This window comes from Mycobacterium sp. 48b, from assembly GCF_048282725.1.
Taxonomy (GTDB): domain Bacteria; phylum Actinomycetota; class Actinomycetes; order Mycobacteriales; family Mycobacteriaceae; genus Mycobacterium.
This window is the reverse complement of record NZ_JBLVUL010000001.1, coordinates 6609374-6635302: the sequence shown is the minus strand read 5'-3', so window position 1 is coordinate 6635302 and position 25929 is coordinate 6609374. Positions and strand designations below refer to the sequence as shown.

The following is a 25929-nucleotide window of genomic DNA, read 5'->3' as shown; positions in this document are numbered from 1 at the left end:
GTACCGCAGGTACCGGGTACTTTGTCGAGAGGTCAGCTCCAGCGCTTCGGATCGCACTCCAAGCTCGAACGATCCCAGTCGGCCAGATCGGCCGCGGCGGCGTAGGTGGACTGCAGGAATTCCATCAGCGCACGGTCTGGATCGGTGGCGGTCCGCACCGCTTCGTACGGCAGCAGGAACTGTTTGAAGTCCGGGCTGTAGAAGGCTGCGTCCGGCCCGATGCGGTAGTCGGCGAATCCCTGCGGCTCGGGATAGGCGTACGCGTAGAAGGCGCCCTCTGCGCCACCGCCCGGCCAGAAGCCGCAACTGCTCAACTCGTGCGAATACCCTTCCACCATCACGCCATTGGGACAGTTGGGTGCGCCACCGGGGTGCTCCGGCGCGGGGCGCCCGGAGAATCTGGTGCACGCCAGGTCGAACGAGCCCCAGAAGAAGTGCACGGGACTCGCCTTGCCGATGAAGTACGCCCGGAAGTCGCTGATCACCCGGTGTGCCTGGACCAACTGGCGCCAGAACAGATTGGCGGCCTGCGCGTCGTACGACGCGTGCTGGTGATCGTCGGCGAACGGGATCGCGGGATCAACCTCGTTGGGGTGGGCGTGGATTCGCGCTTCGATGCCCAATTGATCGAGTGCGGCGAGAGTTTCGGCGTAGAACTCGGCGACCGACTTCGACTCGAGCGCTACGCTGCCTGCCCCGCCGTCGCTCGTGCGGATCGCGAGCACGTGGTCGATGAAATCGAACTCCATGTCGAACAGCATGTTTCGGTACGGGATCGATGACGTGGTCAGCCCGCGCGGACTCACATACAGCGTCACCTCCCACCAGTGGTTGAGCAGGGGCGAATACGTCAGGCGAATCTTTCCGACGATCTGCGTCCACATGTGGAGGGTGTCGCGCGTGGGTTCCCAATCCGATACCCGCAGTGCGGGCCAGGCGTTGTCGGGCGGAGTGCTCATGGGCCAGCCACCTGCCTTCCCGCCGCACCGCGGTCGGCATGCGGCACCGCGAGCATAGCTTCGCGCCGGACTCACCACCGGCGGAAAGGCAGTACTGGCCAGGTCGTCAGAACAGTCTGGCGAGCACCTCGCCGGCCTCGGTGTCCTCCACGCACGGGGTGATGTCGAACGTCAGGAACTCCCCCCACTCCGCGACCGACTCGAACATGGCCTTGGCGTCGTCCGTCTCCACGATGGCGAAGCCCTGGCCGTTCATGCCCCACCACCGGTGAAGCATCTTCGCGCCTTCGGGGACCTGGCCGCCGGTCTTCTTGAACTTCTCGACCGCATCCCGGTAGTTCGCCTGCGACTGGGTCCAGTGCACGATGAATTTCATGGCGTACTCCTTCTCGTGATGCGGGCCGGGATCGGCTCCGCGGCGATGACGGTGAAGGGGGTCTCCACCGGGAAGTCATCGTGCAGGGAGCTCACGCAGACCTCACGCACGATGGTCGCCAGCGCCAGGGTGGCTTCCAGCATGGCGAAGTGATCGCCGACGCAGGAGCGCGGGCCACCGCCGAAAGGCAGGTACTGCCAACGGTTTCGGCCGGCCGACCGTTCTGGGCTGAACCGATCGGGGTCGAAGGTCAGCGGATCGTCCCACAGCGCCGGGTCACGGTGCATGACATAGAAGTTGACCATCGCCATCGTGCCGGCCTCGGCGCGGTAGCCGTCGACGGTCACCTCCTCGTTCAGCATCCGAGGCGTGCCGGCGCCGGGTGGGCACAGTCGCAATGCCTCGTGCAGCACCCGCACGGTGTGTTCGAGGTGAGGTACGTCCTCGTGGGTCAGCGTGCGGTCGCCGAGCGCCGCGACTTCCTCGTACACACGGGCCTGCAGATCTGGGTTGCGGCCTAGCGCCCACAGCGAGTAGCACAGCGTCGTCGAGGTGGTGTCATGCCCGGCGAGCATGAAAAGCACCAATTCATCGCAGATTTCGTCATCGGTCAGCTGCCGGCCGGTATCCGGGTCGCGGGCCTCGATCAGCGCGCGCACCAGCGGCGCGTCCCGATCGGGATCGGTCCGCACTGCGGCGAGGATCTCGGCGCCCAGCCGATGGAGGCGGGCATTGGCCGCCTTCGCCCGGCGTTGGCCACCGGTGGGCACCCACTGCGGGAAGTTGACCGGGCGGACCGCCCGATCGGAAATCCAGGACAGCGCGGTACGCAGCGCCGGGCCCACCTCATCGGCCCGCTCGTCGAGATCGACGCCGAACACCGACCGGCCCAGCGCCCGCAGCGTGAGGGCCCGGCACGCGACATCCAGATCGACGGTCGTACCGTCGTCCCAGCCGTCGGCGATCGAATGCGCAGCGGCGGCCATGTGCCCCGCATATTGCGGGACGTTGCGCTTGGTGAACATCGGCTGCAGCGTGCGCCGGCGCGGCACCCAGCGTTCATGCGGCAAGTTCAGCAGGTTGCCACCCATCAGCCGGCGCAGGTCGACCATGTTGCGGGCGCCGCCGCGATCGGCGACCGCGTCGCGGCGCCCCAGCACGTCGCGCGCTCCCTGCGGGGAGGTGACCAACAGCACCGGGGGGATCAGCCACCGGGGGCCGAGCACCATCCGGCTGACGGGGCCTCCGGCGTCGCGGAGCCGCTGATGCCCCTCGATGAAGGACCGCATCGCCTTGATCGTTTGCCGGTAGGACAGCGGGTTGCGCGGTGCGAGCGGCAGGGTGGCTGCGTCGGTCCGCGAATCGATCTCGACCATGCGTCGAGTGTCCGGCCGCGGGAACTGGCCGGCCTAGAGTAGTGCGTTACTCTATTTTGCCGGTGCGGGGATTTTTGCTGGTAGCGATGCATGTCACGGTGCGGTCGCCGCGTTGCCAGGAGTCCTCGGTCGGGTACAGGACGAAGAGTTGGATGCCGGATTCCGAGTTGGCGTTCGGGGCGTACTGGGTGAGTGCCGGCGCGCACTTGTCGGCGTACTTGACCACCGCGGCGTCGCCGGGGAAATTCCCGTCGGGAAGCGGCAGCACCGCGAACACCTCACCCTTGTGCGGCTGATCGCAACTCACCGTCTTGACGTACAGCACGCGACTGCTGTCGGGGATCTCGGTCAGGCAATCGCCCGAGCGGACCTGGCTGGCCTCGGTGGCGCCCCGGTCCCGGGCGAGGTAGAACACCGCGCCCGCGGCGACCACGACCGCCACCAAAACCACGACACCCAGCAGCACCCACTTGAGTGTCGCGGACTTCTTCGGCGGCACCGAGAACTGGTCGGGACCGGTGGAATACGGCTGCGGCGGCGGTGGTGGGTAGTTGTGGCCGAGGGGGCCAGGGCGACCGGTGGGGCCGGGAGGACCAGGAGCGAAGGTCATGGTTCGACGATATCGACTGCCCGTAACGCCGCATCCACCGCAAGGGCGGGCACGTCCAGGCGCTTGGATCCGAGGTCGTGGCGGGCACCGTCGATGACGACGAGCTCGGTCGGTCCGGTCACCAATGCCGCAGCGGCGCTGAGCTCCTCGATCGTGCCGAACGGATCGGAGGTGCCGTGGGTGAACACCGTCGGCACCGTGATGCGGGACAGATGTTCGGTGCGCGCGCGTTCCGGCTTGCCCGGCGGATGCAGCGGGTAGGAGAACAGTGTCAGCACGTCCGGGCCCGCGTCCCCGTTGTCCGCGGCCACCATCGAGGTCATCCGCCCCCCGTAGGAATGCCCGCCGGCGATCACGGGGCCGTCGGCCAGAGTGCGGGCCAGGGCGATTGCCTCGGCGATCCCGTCCTGGTCACCGGCTGCCGATCCCGACGGTGGCCCCTTCGGCCTGCGGCGGCGATACGGCAGGTTGTAGCGGATGGCCGACCAGCCGCGGGCGGCCCACTCGTCGCACAGCTTGACCAGCATCGCCGAGTCGCGGTTGCCGCCGGCCCCGTGGGTGAGGACCACGACGCCCCGCGCCGGTCCCTCGGGTTCGTGCGCGACGCCCGCGATGGCCTCGAGGTTCATGACTGCAACCGGAACAGTGCGTTCACCGGGCCGTGGCCGTGACCCAGCGGATAGGCCGCGCGGATACACTCGGTCACCCAGGCCTTGCCGAACTCGACCGCCTGGGGAACCGAATAACCATGTGCCAGAGCGCAAGCCGTCGCGGCGGCGAGGGTATCGCCTGCGCCGTGATCGTTGCCGGTGTCGACGCGGGGGGCCCGGAACTCGTGGAAATCGGTGCCGTCGAACAGCAGGTCCGGGCTGGCTGACGACGAGCGCAGGTGTCCACCCTTGACAAGCGCCCACTGCGGGCCCAGGGCATGCAGGGCACGTGCCGCGTCCCGCTGCGAGGCCTGGTCGACGACCTCGACATCCACGAGCAACCGCACCTCGTCGAGGTTGGGGGTGACCAGCGTGGCCAGTGGGAACAGCTCCGTTCGCAGCGCGTCCAGTGCACTGTGGTGCAGCAGCGGATCGCCGTGCATCGATGCGCACACCGGGTCGACCACCAACGGCACGGTTCCGGCCAGCCCCTCGGCCCGCCAGGTCTCGGCGATCGTGGTGATGATCTCCGAGGAGGCCAGCATTCCGGTCTTGGCGGCCTGGATGCCGATATCGGAGGACACCGCCGAGATCTGGCCTGAGACGACGTCGAGCGGGATCTCGTGGAAACCCTTGACGCCGACCGAGTTCTGCACGGTCACCGCGGTGACCGCGACGCAGCCGTGCAGGCCGAGCATCGCGAAGGTCCGCATGTCGGCCTGGATCCCGGCACCACCGCCGGAGTCGGACCCGGCGATGGTCATCACCCGCAGCGGGGTGTCACCCGCGGGCGTCAACGGCAAGTAGTTCACGTCGTCAAGGGTAGATAGACGCGGTTGCCGTGGTCGGCGAACTCCTGGGACTTGGCGGCCATGCCCTCGGCGATGTCGTCGGGCACACCGTCGGGATAGGCGTCGCGGATGTCCTGAGTGATGCGCATCGAGCAGAACTTGGGACCGCACATCGAGCAGAAGTGCGCGGTCTTGGCGGGCTCGGCAGGCAGCGTCTCGTCGTGGAACTCGCGGGCGGTGTCGGGATCCAGCGACAACGCGAACTGGTCGTGCCAGCGGAACTCGAACCGCGCCTTCGAGAGCGCGTCGTCGCGTTGTTGCGCCCGGGGATGTCCCTTGGCGAGGTCGGCGGCGTGCGCGGCGATCTTGTACGCGATCACGCCGTCCTTGACGTCCTTGCGGTCGGGCAGGCCCAGGTGTTCCTTGGGCGTGACGTAGCACAGCATCGCGGTGCCGGCCTGGGCGATGATGGCCGCGCCGATCGCCGAGGTGATGTGGTCGTAGGCCGGGGCGATATCGGTGGCCAGCGGGCCGAGCGTGTAGAACGGGGCTTCCTCGCAGAGCTCTTCCTCGAGCTTCACGTTCTCCACGATCTTGTGCATCGGGACGTGGCCCGGACCTTCGATCATCACCTGCACGCCATGGGATTTCGCGATCTTGGTCAGCTCGCCCAGGGTGCGCAGCTCGGCGAACTGGGCCTCGTCGTTGGCATCGGCGATCGACCCGGGCCGCAGCCCGTCACCGAGCGAGAACGTCACGTCGTAGCGGGCCAGGATCTCGCAGAGTTCCTCGAAGTGCGTGTACAGGAACGATTCGGTGTGGTGCGCCAGACACCAGGCCGCCATGATCGACCCGCCACGGGACACGATGCCGGTGACGCGTTTGACCGTCAGCGGAATGTAGCGCAGCAGCACCCCGGCGTGCACCGTCATGTAGTCGACACCCTGTTCGCACTGCTCGATCACAGTGTCGCGGTACATCTCCCACGTCATCTTGGTGGGGTCGCCGTTGACCTTCTCCAGTGCCTGGTAGATCGGAACGGTGCCGACCGGAACCGGGGAGTTGCGCAGGATCCACTCCCGCGTCTGGTGGATGTCCTTGCCGGTGGACAGGTCCATGATGGTGTCCGCTCCCCAGCGGGTGGCCCACACCATCTTGTCGACCTCTTCGCCGATCGAGGAGGTGACGGCCGAATTGCCGATATTGGCATTGACTTTCACGCCGAACGCCTTGCCGATGATCATCGGCTCGGCCTCGGGGTGGTTGTGGTTGGCCGGGATCACCGCACGTCCGCGGGCTACCTCGTCGCGCACCAGCTCGGCTGAAACACCTTCACGTTCGGCGATATACGCCATCTCGGCGGTGATCTCCCCGGCGCGGGCCCGCTGCAACTGGGTGCCGCGGTCGCGGATCACGTTGGGGCGCGGCGGAAGCCCGGTGTTCAGGTCGATCGCCACGTCGTCGTCGGTGTACGGGCCCGAGGTGTCGTACAGGTCCAGATGCTCACCGTTGGTGAGGTTCACCCGGCGGAACGGCACGCGCATCCCGTCGATCTCGCGATAGACCTTGGTGCTCCCGGTGATCGGACCCGTGGTCACAGATGGGTCCACAACAGAACTACTCATTTTTCATCTCCCTACGCCGGCATTACCCGGTCAGGTTCGTACGGTCGACGGGCGTACCCGTCCTCTCAGTGCGCTCGTGCGCACTCCCGCGTGTGGTTTGCAGGCCCCAACCTAGCGCAGACGATGTGTGCCGGGGAACCCCGGAGGCCACCGTTTCCGACACGAGGGCTGTGCGTCGCGCCGGTCTACGCCCCTGACGTGGAAATCGGCGATGGCGGGATTGGTAGCCCGCTCCGATTGCCCCCACATGATTTGTATAGCTAATATATGTGTTTTGAACATGTTGGGCCCAGCCGCCCTTTCATTGCAACCAGAGCGAAGACGGAATGACGACTGAGACCACGAATGCGGCAGGCGACGTCGACGCCGCCCAGGCCGAGACCGCCGACCGGCGCAAACGCATGGATCACGACCACCCGTTCTACAAGTGGGTGGTGCTGTCCAACACCACGTTGGGCATCCTGCTGGCGTCCATCAACGCCTCGATCGTGTTGATCTCGCTGCCGGCGATCTTCCGTGGCATCGGCCTGAACCCCCTTGCCCCCGGCAACGTCAGCTACCTGCTGTGGATGCTGATGGGCTATCTGGTGGTGACCGCGGTCCTCGTGGTGCCGTTCGGACGCCTCGGCGACATGTACGGCCGGGTCCGTATCTACAACCTCGGCTTCGTGGTCTTCACCCTGGCCGCTATCGCGCTGTCGTTCGACCCGTTCCAACTCGGTGGTGGCGCCGTCTGGCTGATCGGCTGGCGCGTCATCCAAGGCGTCGGCGGCGCCATGCTGATGGCATCGTCATCGGCCATCCTCACCGACGCCTTCCCCGCCAACCAGCGCGGCATGGCGCTGGGTACCAACATGGTGGCCGCCGTCGCCGGGTCGTTCCTGGGGTTGCTGATCGGCGGGTTCCTGTCCGAGTGGCACTGGAAGGCCGTCTTCTGGGTGGGTGTGCCGATCGGCGTCATCGGCACCATCTGGAGCTACCGCTCCCTGAAAGAACTCGGTGTCCGCACCGCCGGGCGGCTCGACTGGGCCGGCACGCTGACCTTCGGGCTGGGCCTGACGGTGCTGCTGATCGGCATCACCTACGGCATCCAGCCCTACGGTGACTCCACCACCGGCTGGACCAGTCCGTGGGTACTGGGCTCCATCGCGGTGGGCCTGCTGTTGCTGGTGGCGTTCTGCGTCGTCGAGCTGAAGGTGTCCTCGCCCATGGTCGACATCCGGTTGTTCAAATCGGCGGCGTTCGGGATGGGCAACCTGGCCGGGCTGATGTCCTCGGTGGGCCGCGGCGGGCTGCAGTTCATGCTGATCATCTGGTTGCAGGGCATCTGGCTGCCGCTGCACGGTTACAGCTTCGAATCCACCCCGCTGTGGGCCGGCATCTACCTGCTGCCGGTCACCGTCGGGTTTCTGGTCGCCGCGCCCATCGCCGGGTCGCTCTCCGATCGCATCGGTGCGCGGCCGCTGACCGTCGGCGGCATGCTGCTGATGGCTGCCACCTTCGTGGCGCTGCTGATGATCCCGGTCAACTTCGACTACTGGGTGTTCGCGATCCTGGTGTTCCTCAACGGCCTGGGCGGCGGCATCTTCACCGCGCCCAACACGGCGGCCATCATGTCGAGCGTGCCTGCCGATCAGCGCGGTGCGGCCTCCGGCGTGCGGTCCACGTTCTTCAACGCAGGCAACTCGCTGTCGATCGGCATCTTCTTCTCGCTGATGATCGTCGGTCTGGCCAACACCCTGCCGGCGGCGTTGACCACCGGCCTTACCCAGCAAGGTGTTTCGGCCTCGGTGGCCCACGATGTGGCGAACCTGCCCCCGGTCGGCAGCCTGTTCGCGGCCTTCCTGGGCTACAACCCGATGGCCGAACTGCTCGCGCCCTACGACGCGCTGCACCAGCCGGGAGTGAACGCGGAGGTGATCACCGGGCAGACGTTCTTCCCGCAGCTGATCACCGAGCCGTTCCATTCCGGCCTGACGGTGGTGTTCACCGCCGCGGCCGTGATGATGGTGATCGGTGCGGTGGCGTCGATGTTCAGCGCGGGCCGCTATGGCACGGAGACCGGGGCCGACAACGAGGCCTGAGCGGGCTGCTCAGCAAACGATTTTCGTCGCCCGTCGTGAAATACTCGCGGTATGGTCGCTCACACATTGGCCGCCGCCGGAAGCGCCGCATATTCCGCGGGTTATCTCCTCGGCGCGCTGCTGATCCCGGGGCTGGGCCTGCTGCTGCTCATCCTCGGCCTGGTTCGGCGTTCGTCGTCCGGGTCGAAGCCGAGCGCCCAGCCCGGGTATCCGCCGGGCGCGTATCCGCAACCAGGGCATCCGCAGGGCTTTCCACCGCCGGGTTACCCGCAGCAGGCATACCCGCAGCAGGGCTATCCACAACAGGGCTATCCACCGCCGGGTTACCCGCAGCAGCCCGGCTACCCGCAGGCCTACGGTGCGCCACCCAAGAAGTCCGGCACGGCGATGATCGTGATCGGTGTGGTTCTGCTGGTACTCGGCCTGTTGGGGCTCGCTGGTCGGATGGCGTCACGCACGTCGGAGTCGGGCTCGAGCTCAGGTTCCGGGTCCTCAAGGGTGGGCGGCTCTGGTGGCCTGGCGGTGGGGGATTGCATCACCGGCGATCAGTACGCCGCGGCGGACATGAGCATCACCCCGGTCAGCTGCAGCGACGCAAAGGCCGTCTACGAATTGGCGTCCAAAGGGGACAGCTCCGCGACGTGTCCGGACGGCAAACGGGACGACTCGGATTACGCCGTGCTCATGAACCAGTCCCGCACCTACTGCTTCATCCTGGATGTCGACGAGGGCGAGTGCTTCGACATCGACGAAGCGAGCAAGCTCGTCACCCCGGTGGAATGCTCCGACCCGAGCGCTGTCACGAAGATCGTCAACAGGGTCGACGGATCGACAGACACCTCCGTCTGTGAATCCGGGGCGCGGGCGGTGGCCTTCCCCAAGCCGGCGCGGGTCTACTGCGCGGAGGAGCCGTCGTAGCCGTTCGGGCGTCCAGCGTGCCGGCCGACCTACACTCGGGGCCGTGACCACCACACAGCGCCGCGGATTCAACGACGCCATCACGCGCTTCTGGAGTTTCGCCGCACCGGCCTACGACCAGGGCTGCCTGCAGCGGTGGGTGTACCGACCCGCCCAGGACGAGGTGATCGCCCAACTGCAGGAGCGCGGTGCCCGTCAGATCGCCGATGTCGCCTGCGGTACCGGAATCCTGGCCGACCGTATCCAGCGTGAACTACTCCCCGACGAGGTCTACGGCCTGGACATGTCCGAAGGCATGCTCGCCCAGGCCGGCAAGCGGTCCGATCAGGTGCGGTGGAAGTCGGCCCCGGCCGAGGAACTGCCCTTCCAGGACGGCTTCCTCGATGCGGTGGTGACGACCTCGGCATTTCACTTCTTCGACCAGCCCGCCGCACTCGCGGAGTTCTACCGGGTGCTGGCGCCCGGCGGCATGGTGGCGGTGACGACGATGAGCCCGCGTCGCACCTTCCTGCCGCTGCACACGCTGTCGGCCGACCTGGGTGCGCCCGCACACAGCCCCACCGAGAAAGAGATGCGGGCGCTGTTCGAGGCGGCCGGATTGACCGTCGTCGAGCAGCACCGGGTGCGCAGGCCCGTGTGGACGCCGATCTCCGACGTCATCACCGTTGGCGTCAAGCCCGCATGACCGAGAACGACGACACCGAGCTCCAGATTCGCGGCTCGGTACAACTCCGGCGGGACCGCTGCGCCACCTCGACCGCCGACCAGCGCCTGCTGGACCGGCGCGGCCCCACCGATTGGGTGCACACCGACCCGTGGCGCGTGATGCGCATCCAGGGCGAGTTCGTCGACGGTTTCGATGCCCTCTCCGAAATGCCCAGGGCTGTCACAGTTTTCGGATCGGCCCGTACGCAACCTCATTCGCCGGAGTACCGGCTGGGTGAGGAACTGGGCATTGCGCTGGTGCGGGCCGGCTATGCGGTGATCACCGGGGGCGGCCCGGGCTCGATGGAGGCGGCCAACCGCGGCGCCAGCGAGTCGGGCGGCTACTCCGTCGGACTCGGTATCGAACTGCCCTTCGAGCAGCGCCTCAACCACTGGGTCGATCTCGGCATCAACTTCCGCTACTTCTTCGTCCGCAAGACCATGTTCGTCAAATACGCGCAGGCATTCGTGTGCCTGCCGGGCGGATTCGGCACCCTCGACGAACTGTTCGAGGCGCTGACCCTGGTGCAGACCCACAAGGTCACCCAGTTCCCGATCATCCTGCTCGGCGTCGACTACTGGTCGGGCTTGATCGACTGGATCCGCAACACGGTGCTGCCGGGCGGCAAGATCGATGAATCCGACCTTGCCCTCATCCATTGCACCGACAGTGTGGCAGAAGCCGTGGACCTGATCACGGCGTCGGCGCGATGACGCCGCGCCCCGTCAGCCCAGCTCGACCACGACCGGAGCGTGATCGCTGGGAGCGGTGGTGCCCTTCTTGGGGCGTCGTTCGTCCTTGACGATCTCGGCGCCGGTGACGCGCGAGGCCAGACCGGGGGAGCCGAGGATGAAGTCGATACGCATGCCGCGGCGCTTCTGGAATGCCAGCTGGGTGTAGTCCCAGTAGGTGTAGATTCCCGGCCCTTCTGTGAAAGGTCGCACCACGTCAGTGAATTGGGCGTCGTGCATGGCCTGGAATGCTGCCCGCTCAGGCTCGGACACATGGGTGCTGCCGTCGAAGGCTGCCATGTCCCAGACGTCCTCGTCCTTGGGGGCGATGTTCCAGTCGCCGACCAGTGCGATCGGCTGCTCCGGATCTTCCTTCAACCAGCCAGAGGCCGTATCCCGCAGGGCGGCAAGCCAATCCAGCTTGTATGCGTAATGCGGGTCGGCCAGCGTACGGCCGTTGGGCACGTACAGGCTCCACACCCGCACCCCACCGCACGTCGCGCCCAGGGCGCGGGCCTCGGCGATGGCCTCTTCCTCCGGCTTGCTGCTCCATGTTGGCTGGCCCGCGAACCCGATCTCGACGTCGTCGAGGCCGACCCGCGAGGCGATGGCCACGCCGTTCCACTGGTTGAGCCCGATGTGTGCGACCTCGTAACCCAGGGCTGCGAACGGCATCATCGGGAACTGCGCATCGGTGCACTTGGTTTCCTGCATCGCCAGCACGTCGACGTCGGCACGTTCCAGCCAGTCGACCACGCGGTCGGCTCGGGTGCGGATCGAATTGACATTCCAGGTGGCCAGGCGCATGGGGTTAGAGGTTACGGTCAGCGCGAACCGAGGACATCCTCGGCCGCGACATAACGGGTTTGGTGGTGCAGCCGGAAACCCAGCGCGGTGTACAGCGCGCTGGCCGCGTGGTTGTCGACCTCCACCTGGACGTAGGCCCGCCCGGCACCCGCCTCGGCGCCCCAGACCATCAGCGCCTCGCACACGGCGCGGGCGTGGCCCTGCCCGCGGTGGACGGAGGCGACGCGCACCGAGGAGATGCCCAGCCAGACCGCGCCGTCCGGTGCCGTCGTCACGGCACCGCGGCCGACCGCGGCATCGGGCACGGTCGCGAAGGTGAGCACTCCGTCGACCACCGCGGTGAGTACGTCGACCGGCACCTCACGTTCGTAGGTCTGCAGCCACCGTGCGTCCGGTTGCTGCGCGAGCGTGACAATCGACGAGGCAGGGGTGGGGGCCGCGGGCAGATCCCGCACCATCACCCGGGCCGGCTTGATGCCCGGGGTACGTATCGGCAGCAGCCGCTCGGGCAGGGCCAGCCAGGCCGGCAGGTTCCGCAGGCCGTACCAGTCGCGCACCGCGGACAGATCGGCGATCTGTGCCGACACGCCCAGTGGGATCGCCGAATTGGCGCGGCTGGTGACGCCGTGCCCGGCGCGCAGCAGCCAACCGCCCAGCCATTGCTGCTCGACGCCCGGCCAGGCCAGCGCGGCCGCGTGTTCGAGCGCGCGGATCTCAGACGCCCGCACCGGCGCGTGCGACAACTCGCGCACGCTCACGATGTCGGCATGGGCGATGTCGACGAGCTCGCCGTCCTTGGTGCGGATCAGCACCGTCGGGTCCAGGCGTTCCAGATGCCCGATGACGTCGGTGAGTGGCTTGGCCGACCCGGCGGGCAGCCGGTAACGCAGGCTGACCCGGGACCCGGGCGCGGGCAGCTCAGCCATCGCTGACCGGCTTCAGTGGCCGAACGGGTCGGGAACCTCGCCGGGCATCCACGACAGGCCCGGTACACCCCAGCCGTTGCGCTTGACGGTCTTCTTGGCCGCCCGCGCATGCCGGCCCACGAGCCGGTCGATGTAGAGGAATCCGTCCAGGTGTCCGGTCTCGTGCTGGAGCATCCGGGCAAACAAGTCGGTGCCTTCCAGAGTGACCGGTGAACCGTCGGCGTCGAGGCCGGTGACCCGCGCCCAATCGGCCCGCCCGGTCGGGAAGTTCTCGCCCGGCACGGACAGGCAACCCTCCTCGTCGTCGTCCGGGTCGGGCATCGTCTCGGGAACTTCGGAGGTCTCGAGCACCGGGTTGATGACGACCCCGCGACGGCGCGTGGTGTGGCCGCGGGTCGGGGCGCAGTCATAGACGAACAACCGCTTGGCCACACCGATCTGGTTGGCGGCCAAGCCAACCCCGTTCGCGGCGTCCATCGTGTCGAACATGTTCTGGATGAGTTCGGGCAGGTCTGCGGGTAGCGAACCGTCCGGGCCCACCGGCACCGGCTCGGTCGGCGTGTGCAGAACGGGATCCCCGACGATGCAAATTGGTACGACGGCCACCGGGGAATCTTAGGCGGAAGTCCTTCCCGTTCCGACTCGCGGGTTTATGTGTCAGCCAGACCCAGCAAGCCGTGGTTGAATAATCGCCGAACCACAGCGATGTTATTTCTCAAGTGTCGGAAGGGTCCAAGGAGCGATATGGACGGCGCTATGGCGCGGACTGAGCAATCCGGGGACGACTCTGACCTGAGCGATGGGCTCACCCGGCGCGAGCACGATATTTTGGCCTTCGAACGCCAATGGTGGAAGTACGCGGGGAGCAAGGAAGACGCCATCAAAGAGCTCTTCTCGATGTCGGCGACGCGGTACTACCAGGTGCTGAACGCACTGGTGGACCGACCCGAGGCCCTGGCTGCCGATCCGATGCTGGTCAAGCGGCTGCGCCGGATGCGGGCCACCCGGCAGAAGGCGCGGGCTGCGCGGCGGCTCGGCTTCGATATCACTACCTAAGGGTCACGCTGGTGAGGGATCGGGCGGTTCGCTCGATACAGTGGTGGCGATGAATCAGCGAGACTCCTCCGGGTTGCCCCTTCGTGCCATGGTCATGGTGCTGTTGTTCCTCGGGGTCGTGTTCCTGCTGGTCGGTTTCCAGGCGCTCGGCTCAGACGACGACTCAACGGATCAGTCGTCGTCCGTGTCCACGACCGCCGCGACGACCACCACGAAGACCTCGGCAAAGGCCGAACCCGCACCCGAGGCCAAGGCCGACGTGCGCGTGTACAACATCTCCGATGTCCCCGGTGCGGCCGAGACGACGGCCAACCGGCTCCGTGAGGCGCACTGGAATGTCACCGAGACCGGAAACCTTGCGATGGAGGGTGTCGCCGGCACCACCGTGTTCTTCGGAGAGACCGCGGGCGAGAAGGAAGCCGCCGAATCCGTGGGCAAAGCGATCCAGGCGCCCGTCGAACCCCGGCGTCCGGAACTTCTCGAGCAACCACCGGGCGTGATCGTAGTAGTCACCGGCTAGGCTTTGGGCCATGCTGAAGCCCGTCAGTGTTGCCGTCCTGTTTGCCGCCCCTGTTGTCGCGCTGAGCGCCTGCAGCCCTCCCGGGCAGGTGCCGTCCGACGCGCCCGGAACCACCCCGGCGATCTGGACCGGATCGCCCTCGCCCTCGGCCGCTCCCGGTGAGCACGGCAGCGGGCACGGTGCGCAGGCCACCACTGGCGGCGAGACGCTGACCGCAGAGCTCAAGACCGCCGACGGGACCGCCGTGGCAACCGCGGACTTCCAGTTCGCCGACGGCTTCGCGACCGTGACGGTCGAGACCACCTCTCCCGGTCGCCTGGCGCCCGGGTTCCACGGCCTGCACATCCACTCGGTCGGCAAGTGCGAAGCCAACTCGGTGGCCCCGACCGGCGGTGCGCCCGCCGACTTCAACTCGGCCGGCGGCCATTTCCAGGTGTCCGGACACTCGGGGCATCCCTCCAGCGGAGACCTCAGCTCCCTGCAGGTCCGCGCTGACGGCTCGGGCAAGCTGGTGACCACCACCGACGCCTTCACGGCCGAGGATCTGCTCGGTGGGGCCAAGACCGCCATCATCATCCACGAGAAGGCGGACAACTTCGCCAACATCCCGCCGGAGAAGTACCAGCAGGTTGTCGGCGGCGCTCCCGGCCCCGACCAGGCGACCATGGCGACCGGCGACGCCGGCAGCCGGGTGGCGTGCGGTGTCATCGGCGCCGGCTGACAGCCGCATCGATTTCGCCGGGTCGCCCCGGCCCACTGTCGGCGTCGAATGGGAGTTCGCTCTCGTCGACGCCGACACTCGTGATCTGAGCAACGGAGCCGCCGAGGTGATCGCCGAGGTCGGCGAGAGCCCGCACGTGCACAAGGAGTTGCTGCGCAACACCATCGAGATCGTCACCGGAATCTGCGAGAACACCGGTGAGGCGATGGACGACCTGCGCGGCACCCTTGGCCCCGTACGCAAGATCGTGCACGACCGCGGCATGGAGCTGTTCTGCGCGGGCACCCATCCGTTCGCGAAATGGTCGGCGCAACAGCTGACCGACGCGCCGAGGTATGCCGAGCTGATCAAGCGCACCCAATGGTGGGGCAGGCAGATGCTGATCTGGGGCGTGCACGTGCACGTCGGGATCTCCTCGGCGCACAAGGTGATGCCGATCGTCTCCTCGCTGCTCAATCAGTACCCGCATCTGCTGGCGCTGTCGGCGTCCTCGCCGTTCTGGGACGGCGAGGACACCGGGTACGCGAGCAACCGGGCCATGATGTTCCAGCAGTTGCCCACCGCAGGCCTGCCATTCCAGTTCCAGACCTGGCCTGAGTTCGAGGGCTTCGTCCACGACCAGAAGAAGACCGGCATCATCGACCACCTCAACGAGATTCGTTGGGACATCAGGCCGTCGCCGCACCTGGGCACCGTCGAGGTGCGGATCTTCGACGGGGTGTCGAACGTGCGCGAGCTCGGTGCACTGGTCGCGCTGACCCACTGCCTGATCGTCGATCTGGACCGCAGGCTCGACGCGGGTGAGCAGTTGCCGACCATGCCGCCCTGGCATGTGCAGGAGAACAAGTGGCGTGCGGCCCGCTATGGTCTGGACGCCGTGATCATCCTGGACGCCGACAGCAACGAGCGGTTGGTCACCGAGGATCTCGATGAATTGCTGAATCGCCTTGAGCCGGTCGCCAAGTCGCTGAAATGTACGGACGAGCTCGCCGCGGTGACCGACATCTACCGCGGCGGCGGCTCATACCAGCGGCAGCGCCGGGTGGCCGAGGAGAACGACGGGGACCTTCGCGCAGTCGTCGACGCACTGATCGGCGAACTCCAACTGTAAGGATGAGGGCTATGCGGCTGTGGATCGTGACGGGGATCGTTGTTGCGGGCTTGGCCCTCTCGGGCTGCAGCGCAGTCACGGCCGGAACACCGATGGCAGATCCGGATCAGACCGGGATCTCCACCACCACGACCACCACCACACGCCGGCCGAGCGCAACGGCGTCGCCGTCGACCCCGGTTTTCCCGCCCCCCGGGACCAGTGGCGGCGCCAGCACCCCGCCACCCAACGGGATGGCGACCACCTGCCGGGAATACGCGACGATGGATGAGGCGACCCAGCTCGGCATGGTCGAGTTGCTGGTGCAGAACGGCTATGCGGGGATGAAGAAGAATCCGTACATCTGGACCTCGTTCATCGGTGCCATGTGCGTGCTGGGTGACCGGGACGCGACCGTGGTCGACGCGATCAACAAAAAGGTTCCGGGCTGACATCTCTGGGATGAATTGCCTTGTAGTGCACCGCAAAATAGGGCCAGGCCTGCATCGCGGTGACCCCGTCGAGGCCGCGGACGCTCTCATCGAGCACGTCGAGCAGATCCTCGCCCCGCGCCGTCACCACCTCGGCCAGGACATCCCACCGGCCGGCGGTCAGCGCCACGTACGACACCGCGTCCAGGCGGGTCAGTGCCTCGGCAACCTTCTGCGCGCCGGCGCGGCCGCCGGTGCGCAGCGCCACCCAGCTGCTGTGGCGGTAGCCCAGCCGTAACGGGTTGGCGATGCACATCACCCGGGCCGCACCCGTCTCCGCCATCCGGTTGTAGCGCGACCGGATGGTGGTCTCGGACAGGCCCAGCGCAGAAGCGAAGTCGCGAAAAGCGGCGCGACCGTCGACGGCGAGGCGGGTGAGGATCGCGCGGTCGATCTCGTCGAGCGGGCGCGGCCGCACCGCGCCATCGGCCAGCGCACCGGACAGCCGGGCCTGCTGATAGTGCAGCCGCAGGTAGGGGAGCAGTTCGACCGAGCGCACGCCGGGCAGTGTCGCGATCTTGCCGAAGGCAACATCGTGCAGTTCGCGGGCGTCGGTGCAGACCAGCTCTAGCACCACTCCGTACGGCCCCGTCGTCGCCGTCACGTAATCGGCTTCGGCCAACTCGGCGAGCTCGGCGGCGAGGTCGACCGGCGTGCGTGATCCGTCGACGGTCAACAGGGCCAGCCCCAGCGAGCCGAACCCGAGGACCGCCGGATCGGTGACGGCGGCGATGGTCATGTAGCCCTCACCCAACAGCCGCGAAACACGGCGGCGGGCAGTCTTTTCCGTGATACCTGCTCGACGGCCCAGCTCCGCGTATGGAATACGGCCGTCGGCCTGCAGCAGTTCGATCAGTTGGCGGTCGACCGCATCGAGGTCGGTGTAGCCCGGATCGGACAGCAGCGTGCGGGTTGCCTCAAGCTCCGCTGACGGTGGCATCATCCGAGGCTACCGGCTCGCGCGCATTGACCAACCCAGCAGCGAGGACGATCCTGGCCTCATGACGGTCTCACCCATGTTTCCACTCGAAGTGGCCATGTTGCCCGGCCAGGAACTGCCGCTGCGGATCTTCGAACCGCGCTATGTGGCAATGGTGGGCGACTGTATGGCCATGTCAGAGCCGTCTTTCGGAGTCGTGCTGATCTCTGCCGGCCGGGAGGTGGGCGGCGGTGACCGGCGCTGCGACGTCGGCGCGCGGGCCAAGATCGTCGACTGCCAGGAGTTCGGGGTCGGCAAGTACCGGCTGCTGTGTGTGATGGGTGAGCGAATCCGGGTGCAGCGCTGGCTCGACGACGATCCGTATCCGCGCGCCGAGATCGAGTTGTGGCCCGACGAATCGGACAGCCCGGCCGACCCTGCCCGCATCAGCAACGTCGAGGACCGCATGGTGGCGCTGCTGGACCGCATCGGTGAGGCTCGCGGGACGCCGGTCCGCAGCCGCGAGATCGTCGAGTCGGCCAGTGTCGATCCGGAGAACCGTTTGTACGCCTTGGCGACTCGGTTGCCCATGGGCCAGGCCGACCGCTATTCACTACTGGCCGCGCCGTCGGAGGCAGCGCGGCTCGAGGTGCTCAGCGAGGCCGTGGACACCGTCACCGCGATGGTGGAGTTCCAGCTCTCGGAGTGAACACCAGGTGCTCATGGGCCCGTGTGGCATGCACACGAAAGTGACTACTCCGCAACGAAATCCTCGGTGCGGAGCCGCTCGAGGGCCCGGCCGTCGGTGAGTTCCATGCGGTTCTCCGGATGCAGCCAGTAGTGACGCACCATCCAGTACAGAGCGGCGCCGCTGGGCGCGTAGAAGCTCGCGTTCTCGATGACAATCGCTCGGTCGTGTCTGCGGACGAGGCAGATCGGGTGCCGTGAGTTGCGATTCGGTGGGACATCGGTGATATCGGTGATGCCGTCCCAGGATTCGGTGCGCGAGCTCGTGCCGTCGACGTAGGTGACACTGTGCGGGCCAAGGCGAAGCAGCGGGGTGCGGCCCTTCACGAGGTACCACACCAGCGCGATCACGGTGATGATCAGCAGGATCGCCATGGTCCAGATGGCGTCTCCTGGATCCTCGGGATTCATGAGCGGCAGGTCGTCGCGGTCTTGTGCGCAGATGAGATAGAACGTCGCGGTCAGCGCGAGAGCGATCCCCGTGGTTCCGAAGCACAGCATGCTTCCAGGCGCGCACCGAAGTGTCGTCCCGGCCTCGGTGGAGACTGCGCGCAGGCGTAGCGAACCGACTGCGCCGAAGGCGCAGCCCAACAGCACACCCCCGATGGTGAGGGCGAAACCGGCGGTGATGACGGCAGACACGTCGTCGCCGCGCTGTAGCGCGTTCACCGTCATCACGACGCAGGCGAACAACATGCAGCCGAACATCACGAGCGCCAACGTGAGTACGGCAGTCCGGTTCTTCCAGTTCTCGGGCTGCCGAAGACTCGTCATCCGGAATGCGTTCCGATCAGGACGCCTTCGACGAACTCCGTCGCCATGGTGCCCTCGGTGGTATCGGCGGGCAGGGTGCGGTGATAACGCGCCATCAGGTCATCGGCAGGCAGCGCCCCCACGTCCCAGCAGTGTTCGGCGAGCCAGTCGGGGACGTGGGCGCGGTCCTCGACGAACCACAGCCGCTCCGGGTCGGGCATGTCGTCACCGGCCTCGGCGGCCTCGGCACGCATCTGTTCGATGCGATCACGACGGCGGGCCAGATGATCTTCGGAGAAGAATCCGGCGCTGAACGCCTCGACCGCGATCCGGCTGTCGCGCGCCGACAATTCGGTGATGCGCTCGAACAGCAGGTCCTGCGCGTCGGCAGGCAGGTAGGGCAGCAAGCCTTCGACCGACCAGGCTGTCGGCTCGGTTACGTCGAAACCCGCATCCCGCAAGGCCTTCGGCCAATCCTGGCGCAGGTCGACCGCAACGGCGACGTGCCGGGCCTTGGGGGCCACGCCGTGCGCCGCGAGAACCTGTTCCTTGAACTGCAGCACCTGCGGTTGGTCGATCTCGAACACCACGCTGTCGTGGATCCAGGGCAACCGCCAGGCGCGGGCGTCGAGGCCTGCGGCCAGGATCACCGACTGGCGGATACCCGCCGCGCCTGCGGCGAGAAAGAACTCGTCGAACCACTTGGTCCGGGCCGCCGCGTAATTCCCGATGGCGCGAATCCGTTGGGCCATCGCGCCGGTAGGGGGACGCCAGCCCCGCGCGGCCGCAGCGTCGAGAAACAACTGCGCGCACGGGTCGGTGAACAGCGGAGTATCGGATGCGGTCTCGTGAGCGCGGGCCATGGCCACCGCGAGCGCGGTGGCACCCACACTCTCGGTGATGTCCCAGCTGTCGTCGTCAGTTCTGGCCATTGCCTTCAGTCTCCCCGAACTCGGCCATCTCGTCCCGGGTCAGCAGGTTCTCCCGGTTGCGCTGCTCGCGGTAGGCCAGCTGGCCCACCCGGTTGGCGATCACCGGCGCGGTGATCAGCGTGAACAAGCCGGTGAGGATCAACATGCCGACATCGGCGTGGCCCCGGAGCCGGATCGCCGCACCGGCCAGCACCAGCAGCAGCCCGAGCACCTGGGGCTTGGTCGCCGAATGCATCCGCGACATGGTGTCGCCGAACCGCACAATGCCGATCGCCGCGGTCAAGGCCAGCGTCGAGCCGGCCAGGATCAGGACCGCGGTGACGATGTCGAGGATGTTCATGACGCCCGCTTCCGCCGCGGTTGATCGGTGTCGGGCACGCGGAATCGCGCCACGCTCACCGAACCGACGAAGCTGATCAACGCCAATGCCGTCAGGCTGTAGGTCACCGTGGTATCGAGGCTGTACGCGGCCCAGGTTCCGATCCCGCACAGCGTGACGGCCACCAGGGTGTCCAACGCGACCAGCCGGTCCAGGGTGCTCGGCCCTGCCAACAAACGAAACATCGTGATCGCCGCGGCGGCGGTCAGCATGACCGCGGCAATCGTCCACACGGTGCTCATGTCAGGCGCCCTCCTTGTTGACTGCGGGGCGCCAATCGGACTCGCGCTCGAAGGCCGCCACCAAAAGCCTTTGCAGGGTGGTGATCTGGCTGTGGAACCGGTTGATCGCCCGGTCGGAACCCACGTCCACGACGTGTACGTAGATCAGCCGCCGCGTCTGATCGATCTCCAGCACGATGGTTCCCGGGGTCAGGTTGATGATGTTGACCCCAAGCGCCAGGACCAGATCCGATTTGATCGCCAGCTGCGCCCGCAACACCGCGTTGACCGGAAGCGGCCCGGGCCTGACCGCCAGCCACGCCATCTGGAACGAGGACATCACCAGCCAAACGGTGACCTGGATGACCAACCGCAGCAGCGACAACAGATGGACCCGGCCCTCCACCGGGACGGCAGGCAGCGGCAGCAGCACCGTGATCACCACGGCGATGGCCAGGCCCGACAGGATGTTGGCCGCAGAGATGCTGCCCCACAACAGCACCCACACCAACATCAGCCAGCACAGCATCCAGGCCCGGAGCAGCAGCCACCTCATCGCTCACCACCTCCGAGCACGGCCGAGATGTACTGCCCGCGGTCCAGGACTTCAGCCGCGGCGCGCTCGCTGTAGGAGAAGATGGGCCCGGCCGCCACGGTCAACGCCAGCCCGACCGCGATCAAAGCGCCCGTCGGAGCCAACATTCCCACCGGCATGCGTCCCACACTGTCCCGATCGGCGAACTCGATGTCCTCGATGTCGTCGAGCAGCACCGCCGGTGCCGCCCCGGCCAGGTGGCCCTCGGGTGCGTCGGCGCGGGCCCGCCAGAACGCCTTCGTCCACACCCGCGCCACCACGTAGAGCGTCAGCAGGCTGGTGACCACACTGCCGGCCACCAGGATCCAGGCCAGTGCCGAACCGTTCTCGGCGCCCGCCTCCAGCAGCGCCACCTTCCCGATGAAGCCCGAGAAGGGCGGGATGCCACCGAGGTTGAGGGCAGGCACCACGAAAACGAATGCCAGCACCGGACTGGCCGCGGCCAACCCGCCCAGTCGCTGCAGCGTCGACGCCCCGGCCTGCCGTTCGATCAGACCGACGACCAGGAACAGCGTCGTCTGCACCACGATGTGGTGCGCCACGTAATAGATCGCGCCGGACATGCCGAGCTGGTTGGCCAGCGCGACACCGAACACCATGTAGCCGATATGGCTGACGAGCGTGAAGGACAACAGCCGTTTGATGTCGCTCTGGGCGATCGCACCGAGGATGCCGATGACCATGGTGAGCAGGCCCGCCACCAGCAGGACATTGTCCAGCCCACCACCCGGGAACAGCAGCGAATGGGCCCGGATGATCGCGTACACACCGACTTTCGTCAGCAGGCCGGCGAACACCGCGGTGACCGGCGCGGGGGCGGTGGGGTAGGAGTCGGGCAACCACGTCGACAGCGGGAACACCGCGGCCTTGATGCCGAACGCCACCAGCAGAACCGCGAACAGTGCGGTGCGGGTGCCTGCCGGGATGTCGTCGAGGCGCAACGCCAACTCGGCCATGTTCAGCGTGCCGGTCGCGGCGTACACCAGCGCGATGCCGATCAGGAAGATCAGCGACGACACCATCGACACCAGGACGTAGGAGATGCCGGCGCGGACCCGGTCCTCGCTGGCGCCGATGGTCAGCAGGACGAAGCTCGCGGCCAGCAGCACCTCGAAGCCGACGAACAGATTGAACAGGTCACCCGCCAGGAACGCGGTGCACACACCGGCCGACAGCACCAGGTAGGTGGGCAGGAAGATCGACGTCGGCTGGCGTTCGTCGCCGTCGCGGATACCCTGCCCGATGGCGTACGCGACCACCGCCAGCAACACGATGGCCGACACCACGAGCATGAGCGCCGAAAGCCGGTCCACCACCAGGGTGATGCCCAACGGCCCCATCCCCGGCACACTCTGACCCCAGCCACCGACGTGCAGGACCAGGGTGCCGTCGCGGTCGGCGAGATACACCAGCGCCGCGCACACCACGACCACCGCCGTCAGGGCGAACTGGGTGATGACCCGCTGCAGCCGGGGCCGGCGCCCGGCCACGAGCGTCGCGGCCGCGGCGAGCGCCGGGATCAGCACCGGCAACGGGATCAGGGCCTGGGCCGTCACTTCGACCCCTCGAATCCCGGCAGCGCATCGAGTTCGTCGGGCGCGTCGGTGTCGCGGTTGGGATCGGCCTGCGGAATGACTTCCTCTTCCGGGCCCGACTGCTGCGACACCCGGGTGTCCTCGGGATCGTTACTGACTTCTTCGACCGTGGTGAGCCGATACGAGCGGTATGCCAGCGCCAGCACGAATGCCGCCAGTCCCATGCTGATGACGATCGCGGTGAGGATCATGCCCTGGGCCAGCGGATCGGCGTCGGTGGTGGCGCCGTTGCTGGTGCGCCCGCGGATCGGTGGATTGCCCGAGCGGCCACCGACCGTCAGGATCAGCAGGTTGACTGCATTGCCGATCAGTAACAGCCCCAACAACATCCGGGTCAGATTGCGCTCGAGCAGCAGGTACACACCGGTGCTGGTGAGCCCGCCGATGATGATCAGCGGGACCAGGAATGTCGTCATCGGACCAGCTCCGCATCCACGCGGGCGCCGAGGCTGCGCAGGATGTCGAGCACCAAACCGACAACGATGAGATACACCCCCAGATCGAAGAACAACGCGGTCACCATCTTGACCGAACCGAGCACCGGCACGTCGAAGTGCAGGACCGCCGACGACAACGCGGGCGCTCCCAACAGGATTGAGGCGACCGCCGTTCCCGCCGAGAGGCCCAGCCCGGTGCCGAGGATCTTGCCCGCGTCGAGCGGCAAGGTCTCGCCAAGCTCGTAGCGGCCGCCGGCCAGGTACCGCAGCACGAGGGCCAGGCCCGCGGTCAACCCGCCGGCGAAGCCGCCGCCGGGGGTGTTGTGGCCGGCGAAGAAGAAGTACGCCGAGAGCACCATGATGAGCGGGAAGATGACGCGGGTCGCGACTTCCAGAACCAGGGAGCGGTGCCGAGGGTCGCGCAGTTCGCTGCCGCGCAGCCACGTGACGTCGCCGACGGCCGGGCTGTACGCCCCGATGGGGCCGATGTCGGGCTGGCCGACGGCGGTACTGCCGACCGCCGAGCTGACGCGCGGCGCGGCACCGAATCGCTGGTGCCGGAACACCAGTGACGCCACACCTGTCGCGGCCACCAGCAACACCATCACCTCGCCCATGGTGTCCCAGGCGCGGATGTCGACCAGCAGCACGTTGACCGCATTGGCGCCGTGCCCGCGGTAGTACGCCGCATCGGGGATCAGCTCGGCGATACCCACACCGTTGCGCGCGGCCATCGCGAACACCGCGAGTGTCGTGACCGCGGCGCCCACCGCCAGTGCCAGAGCGGCACGCGGCAGCCGGTGACGGTTGATGTTGGTGGCATTGGCCTCTGCCGGAAGGATCCGGAGGACCAGCACGAAGATCACCAAAACCAGTGTCTCGACCAGGAATTGGGTCAACGCCAGATCGGGTGCACCGTGGAAGGCGAAGGTCGCACCGCAGCCGTAGCCGGTCACGCCGACCAGCAGCACCGCGGCCAGGCGGTTACGCATCACCGTCGCACCGATCGCGGCGGCCAACATCAACAACCCGACCACCACCTGCAGCGGGGAATCCCACAGCTGCAAGTCCGGGCGGTCCCGGGCGCCCAGCGCCAGCATGACGATGGGCAGCACCACCAGCGTCGACAGGATCACCGACTGGGTGGCCGGTAGCGAGCCGCGCTGGGTCTCGCCGGTCAGGCGTACCGAGGTGACGTCAAGGCCGCGGATCACCGCGTCGTACATGCGGTCGGCGTTGCCCAGCGGCTGATAGGCGAACCGGGTGCGGGGCAAGCGGTTTCGGCCGAAGAACACGGCGGTGCCTGCGGCGAGCACGACCACCGAGAGCAGCAGCGGCAGGCCCAGCCCGTGCCACAGGGCCAGGTGGTAGCCCGACCCGCCGGGCAAGGTGTCGGCATATTCGTCGAGCACCGCGTCCATCCCCGCGGGCCACAGCCCGAAGGCCAGGCCGGCGGCGGCGAGGACCGCCGGTGCGGTCAGGAAAGTGGCCGAAGGACGATGCATTTCGACGACGCGGGTGCTCGGGTTGGGCAGGCCCTTCCCGGAGAACGCGCCCCACATGAAACGCAGGCTGTAGATCGTGGTGAACACCGAGCCGAGCACGATGCCGGTCAGTACCCACGGTGCCGCCGAGCCGAGGGCCGGGCTGTGCAGAACGGTCTCGAGGTCGGCTTCCTTGGCGACGAAGCCGAAGAACGGTGGCAGCGCGGCCATGCTCGCGGTGGCGCACGCGGCGATGATCAACAGCGGCCGGTGATGGCGCCCCAGGCCCGCGAGGCGCCGGATGTCCCGGGTGCCGGTGGTGTGGTCGATGATGCCGACCACCATGAACAACGCGGCCTTGAACATCGCGTGCGCGCACAGCATGGCCAGCCCGGCCAGCATCATGTCGCTGCCGCCGGTGCCCACCATGACGGTGATCAGGCCGAGCTGGCTGACGGTGCCGAAGGCCAGGATCAACTTCAGGTCGTATTCACGGACGGCGCGCCAGCCGGCCAGCAGCATCGTGAGCAATCCGAGCCCGACCACCATCGGGCGCCACAGCGGGGTGTCGGCGAAACCGGGCGCCATCCGGGCCACCAGGTAGACACCGGCCTTGACCATGGCCGCGGCGTGCAGATAGGCGCTGACGGGAGTGGGCGCGGCCATCGCGCCCGGTAGCCAGAAGTGCATCGGCACGATCGCCGACTTGGACAGCGCGCCGATGAGGATCAGCGCTATCCCGATCGCGGCCGCGGTCCCGCCCGGAGGGGAGGCGATCAACTCCGACAGCAGATAGGTGCCGGACAGGTTGCCCAGCACGATGATGCCGACCAGCATGGCCAGGCCGCCGAAGGTGGTCACCAGCAGCGCCTGGGTTGCCGCCCGCCGGCTGGTGGCCCGCTCGGCGTAGTGACCGACCAGCAGGAAGGACAACACCGTGGTGGTTTCCCAGAAGATGTAGAGAACCAGCATGTTGTCGCTGACCACCAGGCCGAACATGGAGCCGGAGAAGGCGACGAGCTCGGCGGCGAAGCTGGGCAGCCGCTTCTCGATCTTCCCGTCGTGGTGGTGGAAGTACTCGCCGCAATAGAAGAGGACGAGGGCCCCGATGGCCAGCACCAGCACGCTCATGATGGCTGCGAGCGAGTCGAACCGCAGCGTGATGTCCATCGACAGCTCGTGCACCCACGGGATGCTGACGGTCGGGACGCGGTCGTGGCTCGGCCAGTTCGCGCCGACCCAGACCAGGGAGCCCAGCGGCACCAGAGCCAACGGATAGAACGCTCGCCTGCCCCATCTGGCCACCAGAAGCGGCGCCAGCGCGGTGGCGACCGCGTGGGCGAGCAGAACGGCGAGCATGGCACTCCGATCGGGTTGGGGTCGGGGTGTCGGCTACCGATGAGCGCTTACGCGAAGAGCACCGGCATGAG

The 25929-nt window shown here is 67.4% G+C and carries 29 protein-coding genes and 1 riboswitch; of the genes, 10 read left to right on the top strand and 19 right to left on the bottom strand.

Annotation, left to right across the window (positions count from 1 at the left end; translation table 11 throughout):
- Positions 1-32: 32 nt before the first annotated feature.
- The 7 genes from ACNQR1_RS32515 to thiC all read right to left on the bottom strand — a co-directional run bounded on the left by ACNQR1_RS32515 (position 33) and on the right by thiC (position 6387).
- A complete protein-coding gene (locus ACNQR1_RS32515) occupies positions 33-959 on the bottom strand; it encodes a DUF5996 family protein (protein ID WP_418049633.1) in 927 nt (308 codons plus the stop codon).
- A 106-nt stretch (positions 960-1065) separates the two neighbouring features.
- The gene (locus tag ACNQR1_RS32510) at positions 1066-1335 is read right to left on the bottom strand and encodes a DUF3303 domain-containing protein (RefSeq protein WP_418049632.1); all 270 of its coding nucleotides are present in this window, start codon (positions 1333-1335) and stop codon (positions 1066-1068) included.
- Positions 1332-2711 (bottom strand): cytochrome P450, encoded by a 1380-nt coding sequence (locus ACNQR1_RS32505; RefSeq protein ID WP_418049631.1) that lies wholly within the window; start codon positions 2709-2711, stop codon positions 1332-1334. Before ACNQR1_RS32505 ends, ACNQR1_RS32510 begins: the two co-directional genes overlap by 4 nt.
- Positions 2712-2757: 46 nt before the next feature.
- Positions 2758-3321 (bottom strand): septum formation family protein, encoded by a 564-nt coding sequence (locus ACNQR1_RS32500; RefSeq protein WP_418049630.1) that lies wholly within the window; start codon positions 3319-3321, stop codon positions 2758-2760.
- Positions 3318-3950: an alpha/beta family hydrolase gene (locus ACNQR1_RS32495; RefSeq protein ID WP_418049629.1), complete on the bottom strand. Its 633-nt coding sequence runs from the start codon at positions 3948-3950 to the stop codon at positions 3318-3320. The genes ACNQR1_RS32500 and ACNQR1_RS32495 overlap by 4 nt, the downstream gene beginning before the upstream one ends.
- On the bottom strand, positions 3947-4783 hold the full coding sequence (thiD, locus tag ACNQR1_RS32490) for a bifunctional hydroxymethylpyrimidine kinase/phosphomethylpyrimidine kinase (protein ID WP_418049628.1): 837 nt from the start codon (positions 4781-4783) through the stop codon (positions 3947-3949). The genes ACNQR1_RS32495 and thiD overlap by 4 nt, the downstream gene beginning before the upstream one ends.
- A complete protein-coding gene (gene thiC, locus ACNQR1_RS32485) occupies positions 4780-6387 on the bottom strand; it encodes a phosphomethylpyrimidine synthase ThiC (protein ID WP_418049627.1) in 1608 nt (535 codons plus the stop codon). Before thiC ends, thiD begins: the two co-directional genes overlap by 4 nt.
- A riboswitch (TPP riboswitch) is annotated at positions 6378-6487 on the bottom strand. Its footprint overlaps the gene before it by 10 nt.
- 226 nt (positions 6488-6713) lie before the next feature.
- Between thiC and ACNQR1_RS32480 the strand changes: the two genes are divergently transcribed.
- The 4 genes from ACNQR1_RS32480 to ACNQR1_RS32465 are packed head-to-tail and all read left to right on the top strand — an operon-like array spanning position 6714 to position 10808.
- On the top strand, positions 6714-8471 hold the full coding sequence (locus ACNQR1_RS32480) for an MFS transporter (RefSeq protein ID WP_418049626.1): 1758 nt from the start codon (positions 6714-6716) through the stop codon (positions 8469-8471).
- A 51-nt stretch (positions 8472-8522) separates the two neighbouring features.
- Entirely contained in the window at positions 8523-9389 is an 867-nt protein-coding gene (locus tag ACNQR1_RS32475; protein WP_418049625.1) for an LppU/SCO3897 family protein, read from the top strand.
- Between the two features lie 43 nt (positions 9390-9432).
- Positions 9433-10074: a class I SAM-dependent methyltransferase gene (locus ACNQR1_RS32470; RefSeq protein WP_418049624.1), complete on the top strand. Its 642-nt coding sequence runs from the start codon at positions 9433-9435 to the stop codon at positions 10072-10074.
- Positions 10071-10808 carry a TIGR00730 family Rossman fold protein gene (locus ACNQR1_RS32465; RefSeq protein WP_418049623.1) on the top strand — a complete coding sequence of 246 codons (738 nt, stop codon included), beginning with the start codon at positions 10071-10073 and terminating at the stop codon, positions 10806-10808. Before ACNQR1_RS32470 ends, ACNQR1_RS32465 begins: the two co-directional genes overlap by 4 nt.
- 12 nt (positions 10809-10820) lie before the next feature.
- Here ACNQR1_RS32465 and ACNQR1_RS32460 read toward each other — a convergent pair whose 3' ends face one another.
- The 3 genes from ACNQR1_RS32460 to ACNQR1_RS32450 are packed head-to-tail and all read right to left on the bottom strand — an operon-like array spanning position 10821 to position 13165.
- Positions 10821-11633, bottom strand: coding sequence for an exodeoxyribonuclease III (locus ACNQR1_RS32460; protein ID WP_418049622.1), 813 nt, complete (start codon positions 11631-11633; stop codon positions 10821-10823).
- 17 nt (positions 11634-11650) lie between these two features.
- A complete protein-coding gene (locus tag ACNQR1_RS32455) occupies positions 11651-12559 on the bottom strand; it encodes a GNAT family N-acetyltransferase (RefSeq protein ID WP_418049621.1) in 909 nt (302 codons plus the stop codon).
- A 12-nt stretch (positions 12560-12571) separates the two neighbouring features.
- Complete coding sequence (locus ACNQR1_RS32450; protein ID WP_418049620.1) at positions 12572-13165, bottom strand: peptide deformylase; 594 nt, start codon at positions 13163-13165, stop codon at positions 12572-12574.
- A gap of 138 nt (positions 13166-13303) precedes the next feature.
- Here ACNQR1_RS32450 and ACNQR1_RS32445 point away from each other — a divergent pair, with 138 nt between their 5' ends.
- The 5 genes from ACNQR1_RS32445 to ACNQR1_RS32425 are packed head-to-tail and all read left to right on the top strand — an operon-like array spanning position 13304 to position 16398.
- A complete protein-coding gene (locus tag ACNQR1_RS32445; protein ID WP_044515534.1) occupies positions 13304-13615 on the top strand; it encodes a DUF3263 domain-containing protein in 312 nt (103 codons plus the stop codon).
- 49 nt (positions 13616-13664) lie between these two features.
- Positions 13665-14135, top strand: a complete 471-nt coding sequence (locus ACNQR1_RS32440) for a LytR C-terminal domain-containing protein (RefSeq protein ID WP_418049619.1) — start codon at positions 13665-13667, stop codon at positions 14133-14135.
- 10 nt (positions 14136-14145) lie between these two features.
- Positions 14146-14856 carry a superoxide dismutase[Cu-Zn] gene (sodC, locus tag ACNQR1_RS32435; RefSeq protein ID WP_418049618.1) on the top strand — a complete coding sequence of 237 codons (711 nt, stop codon included), beginning with the start codon at positions 14146-14148 and terminating at the stop codon, positions 14854-14856.
- The gene (locus tag ACNQR1_RS32430) at positions 14837-15967 is read left to right on the top strand and encodes a glutamate--cysteine ligase (RefSeq protein ID WP_418049617.1); all 1131 of its coding nucleotides are present in this window, start codon (positions 14837-14839) and stop codon (positions 15965-15967) included. Before sodC ends, ACNQR1_RS32430 begins: the two co-directional genes overlap by 20 nt.
- 11 nt (positions 15968-15978) lie before the next feature.
- On the top strand, positions 15979-16398 hold the full coding sequence (locus tag ACNQR1_RS32425) for a hypothetical protein (RefSeq protein ID WP_418049616.1): 420 nt from the start codon (positions 15979-15981) through the stop codon (positions 16396-16398).
- On the opposite strand, the gene ACNQR1_RS32420 is transcribed toward ACNQR1_RS32425, so the two are convergent.
- The gene (locus tag ACNQR1_RS32420) at positions 16376-17377 is read right to left on the bottom strand and encodes an Lrp/AsnC family transcriptional regulator (RefSeq protein ID WP_418049615.1); all 1002 of its coding nucleotides are present in this window, start codon (positions 17375-17377) and stop codon (positions 16376-16378) included. The genes ACNQR1_RS32425 and ACNQR1_RS32420 overlap by 23 nt on opposite strands.
- 61 nt (positions 17378-17438) lie before the next feature.
- On the opposite strand from ACNQR1_RS32420, the gene ACNQR1_RS32415 reads away from it, so the two are divergent.
- The gene (locus ACNQR1_RS32415) at positions 17439-18065 is read left to right on the top strand and encodes an LON peptidase substrate-binding domain-containing protein (RefSeq protein WP_418049614.1); all 627 of its coding nucleotides are present in this window, start codon (positions 17439-17441) and stop codon (positions 18063-18065) included.
- A gap of 44 nt (positions 18066-18109) precedes the next feature.
- Here ACNQR1_RS32415 and ACNQR1_RS32410 read toward each other — a convergent pair whose 3' ends face one another.
- From ACNQR1_RS32410 to ACNQR1_RS32375, 8 genes are read right to left on the bottom strand one after another with little or no spacing between them, the layout of a single operon-like run.
- Positions 18110-18877 carry a hypothetical protein gene (locus ACNQR1_RS32410; protein WP_418049613.1) on the bottom strand — a complete coding sequence of 256 codons (768 nt, stop codon included), beginning with the start codon at positions 18875-18877 and terminating at the stop codon, positions 18110-18112.
- Positions 18874-19788 (bottom strand): SAM-dependent methyltransferase, encoded by a 915-nt coding sequence (locus ACNQR1_RS32405; protein ID WP_418049612.1) that lies wholly within the window; start codon positions 19786-19788, stop codon positions 18874-18876. Before ACNQR1_RS32405 ends, ACNQR1_RS32410 begins: the two co-directional genes overlap by 4 nt.
- Positions 19775-20128 carry a cation:proton antiporter gene (locus ACNQR1_RS32400; RefSeq protein WP_418049611.1) on the bottom strand — a complete coding sequence of 118 codons (354 nt, stop codon included), beginning with the start codon at positions 20126-20128 and terminating at the stop codon, positions 19775-19777. The genes ACNQR1_RS32405 and ACNQR1_RS32400 overlap by 14 nt, the downstream gene beginning before the upstream one ends.
- On the bottom strand, positions 20125-20409 hold the full coding sequence (locus ACNQR1_RS32395; protein WP_418049610.1) for a monovalent cation/H+ antiporter complex subunit F: 285 nt from the start codon (positions 20407-20409) through the stop codon (positions 20125-20127). Before ACNQR1_RS32395 ends, ACNQR1_RS32400 begins: the two co-directional genes overlap by 4 nt.
- Position 20410: 1 nt before the next feature.
- Entirely contained in the window at positions 20411-20944 is a 534-nt protein-coding gene (locus ACNQR1_RS32390; RefSeq protein ID WP_418049609.1) for a Na+/H+ antiporter subunit E, read from the bottom strand.
- Positions 20941-22539 (bottom strand): Na+/H+ antiporter subunit D, encoded by a 1599-nt coding sequence (locus ACNQR1_RS32385; RefSeq protein WP_418049608.1) that lies wholly within the window; start codon positions 22537-22539, stop codon positions 20941-20943. Before ACNQR1_RS32385 ends, ACNQR1_RS32390 begins: the two co-directional genes overlap by 4 nt.
- Complete coding sequence (locus tag ACNQR1_RS32380; protein ID WP_077742554.1) at positions 22536-22994, bottom strand: Na(+)/H(+) antiporter subunit C; 459 nt, start codon at positions 22992-22994, stop codon at positions 22536-22538. The genes ACNQR1_RS32385 and ACNQR1_RS32380 overlap by 4 nt, the downstream gene beginning before the upstream one ends.
- Positions 22991-25858, bottom strand: a complete 2868-nt coding sequence (locus ACNQR1_RS32375) for a Na+/H+ antiporter subunit A (RefSeq protein WP_418049607.1) — start codon at positions 25856-25858, stop codon at positions 22991-22993. The genes ACNQR1_RS32380 and ACNQR1_RS32375 overlap by 4 nt, the downstream gene beginning before the upstream one ends.
- Positions 25859-25929: the final 71 nt, after the last annotated feature.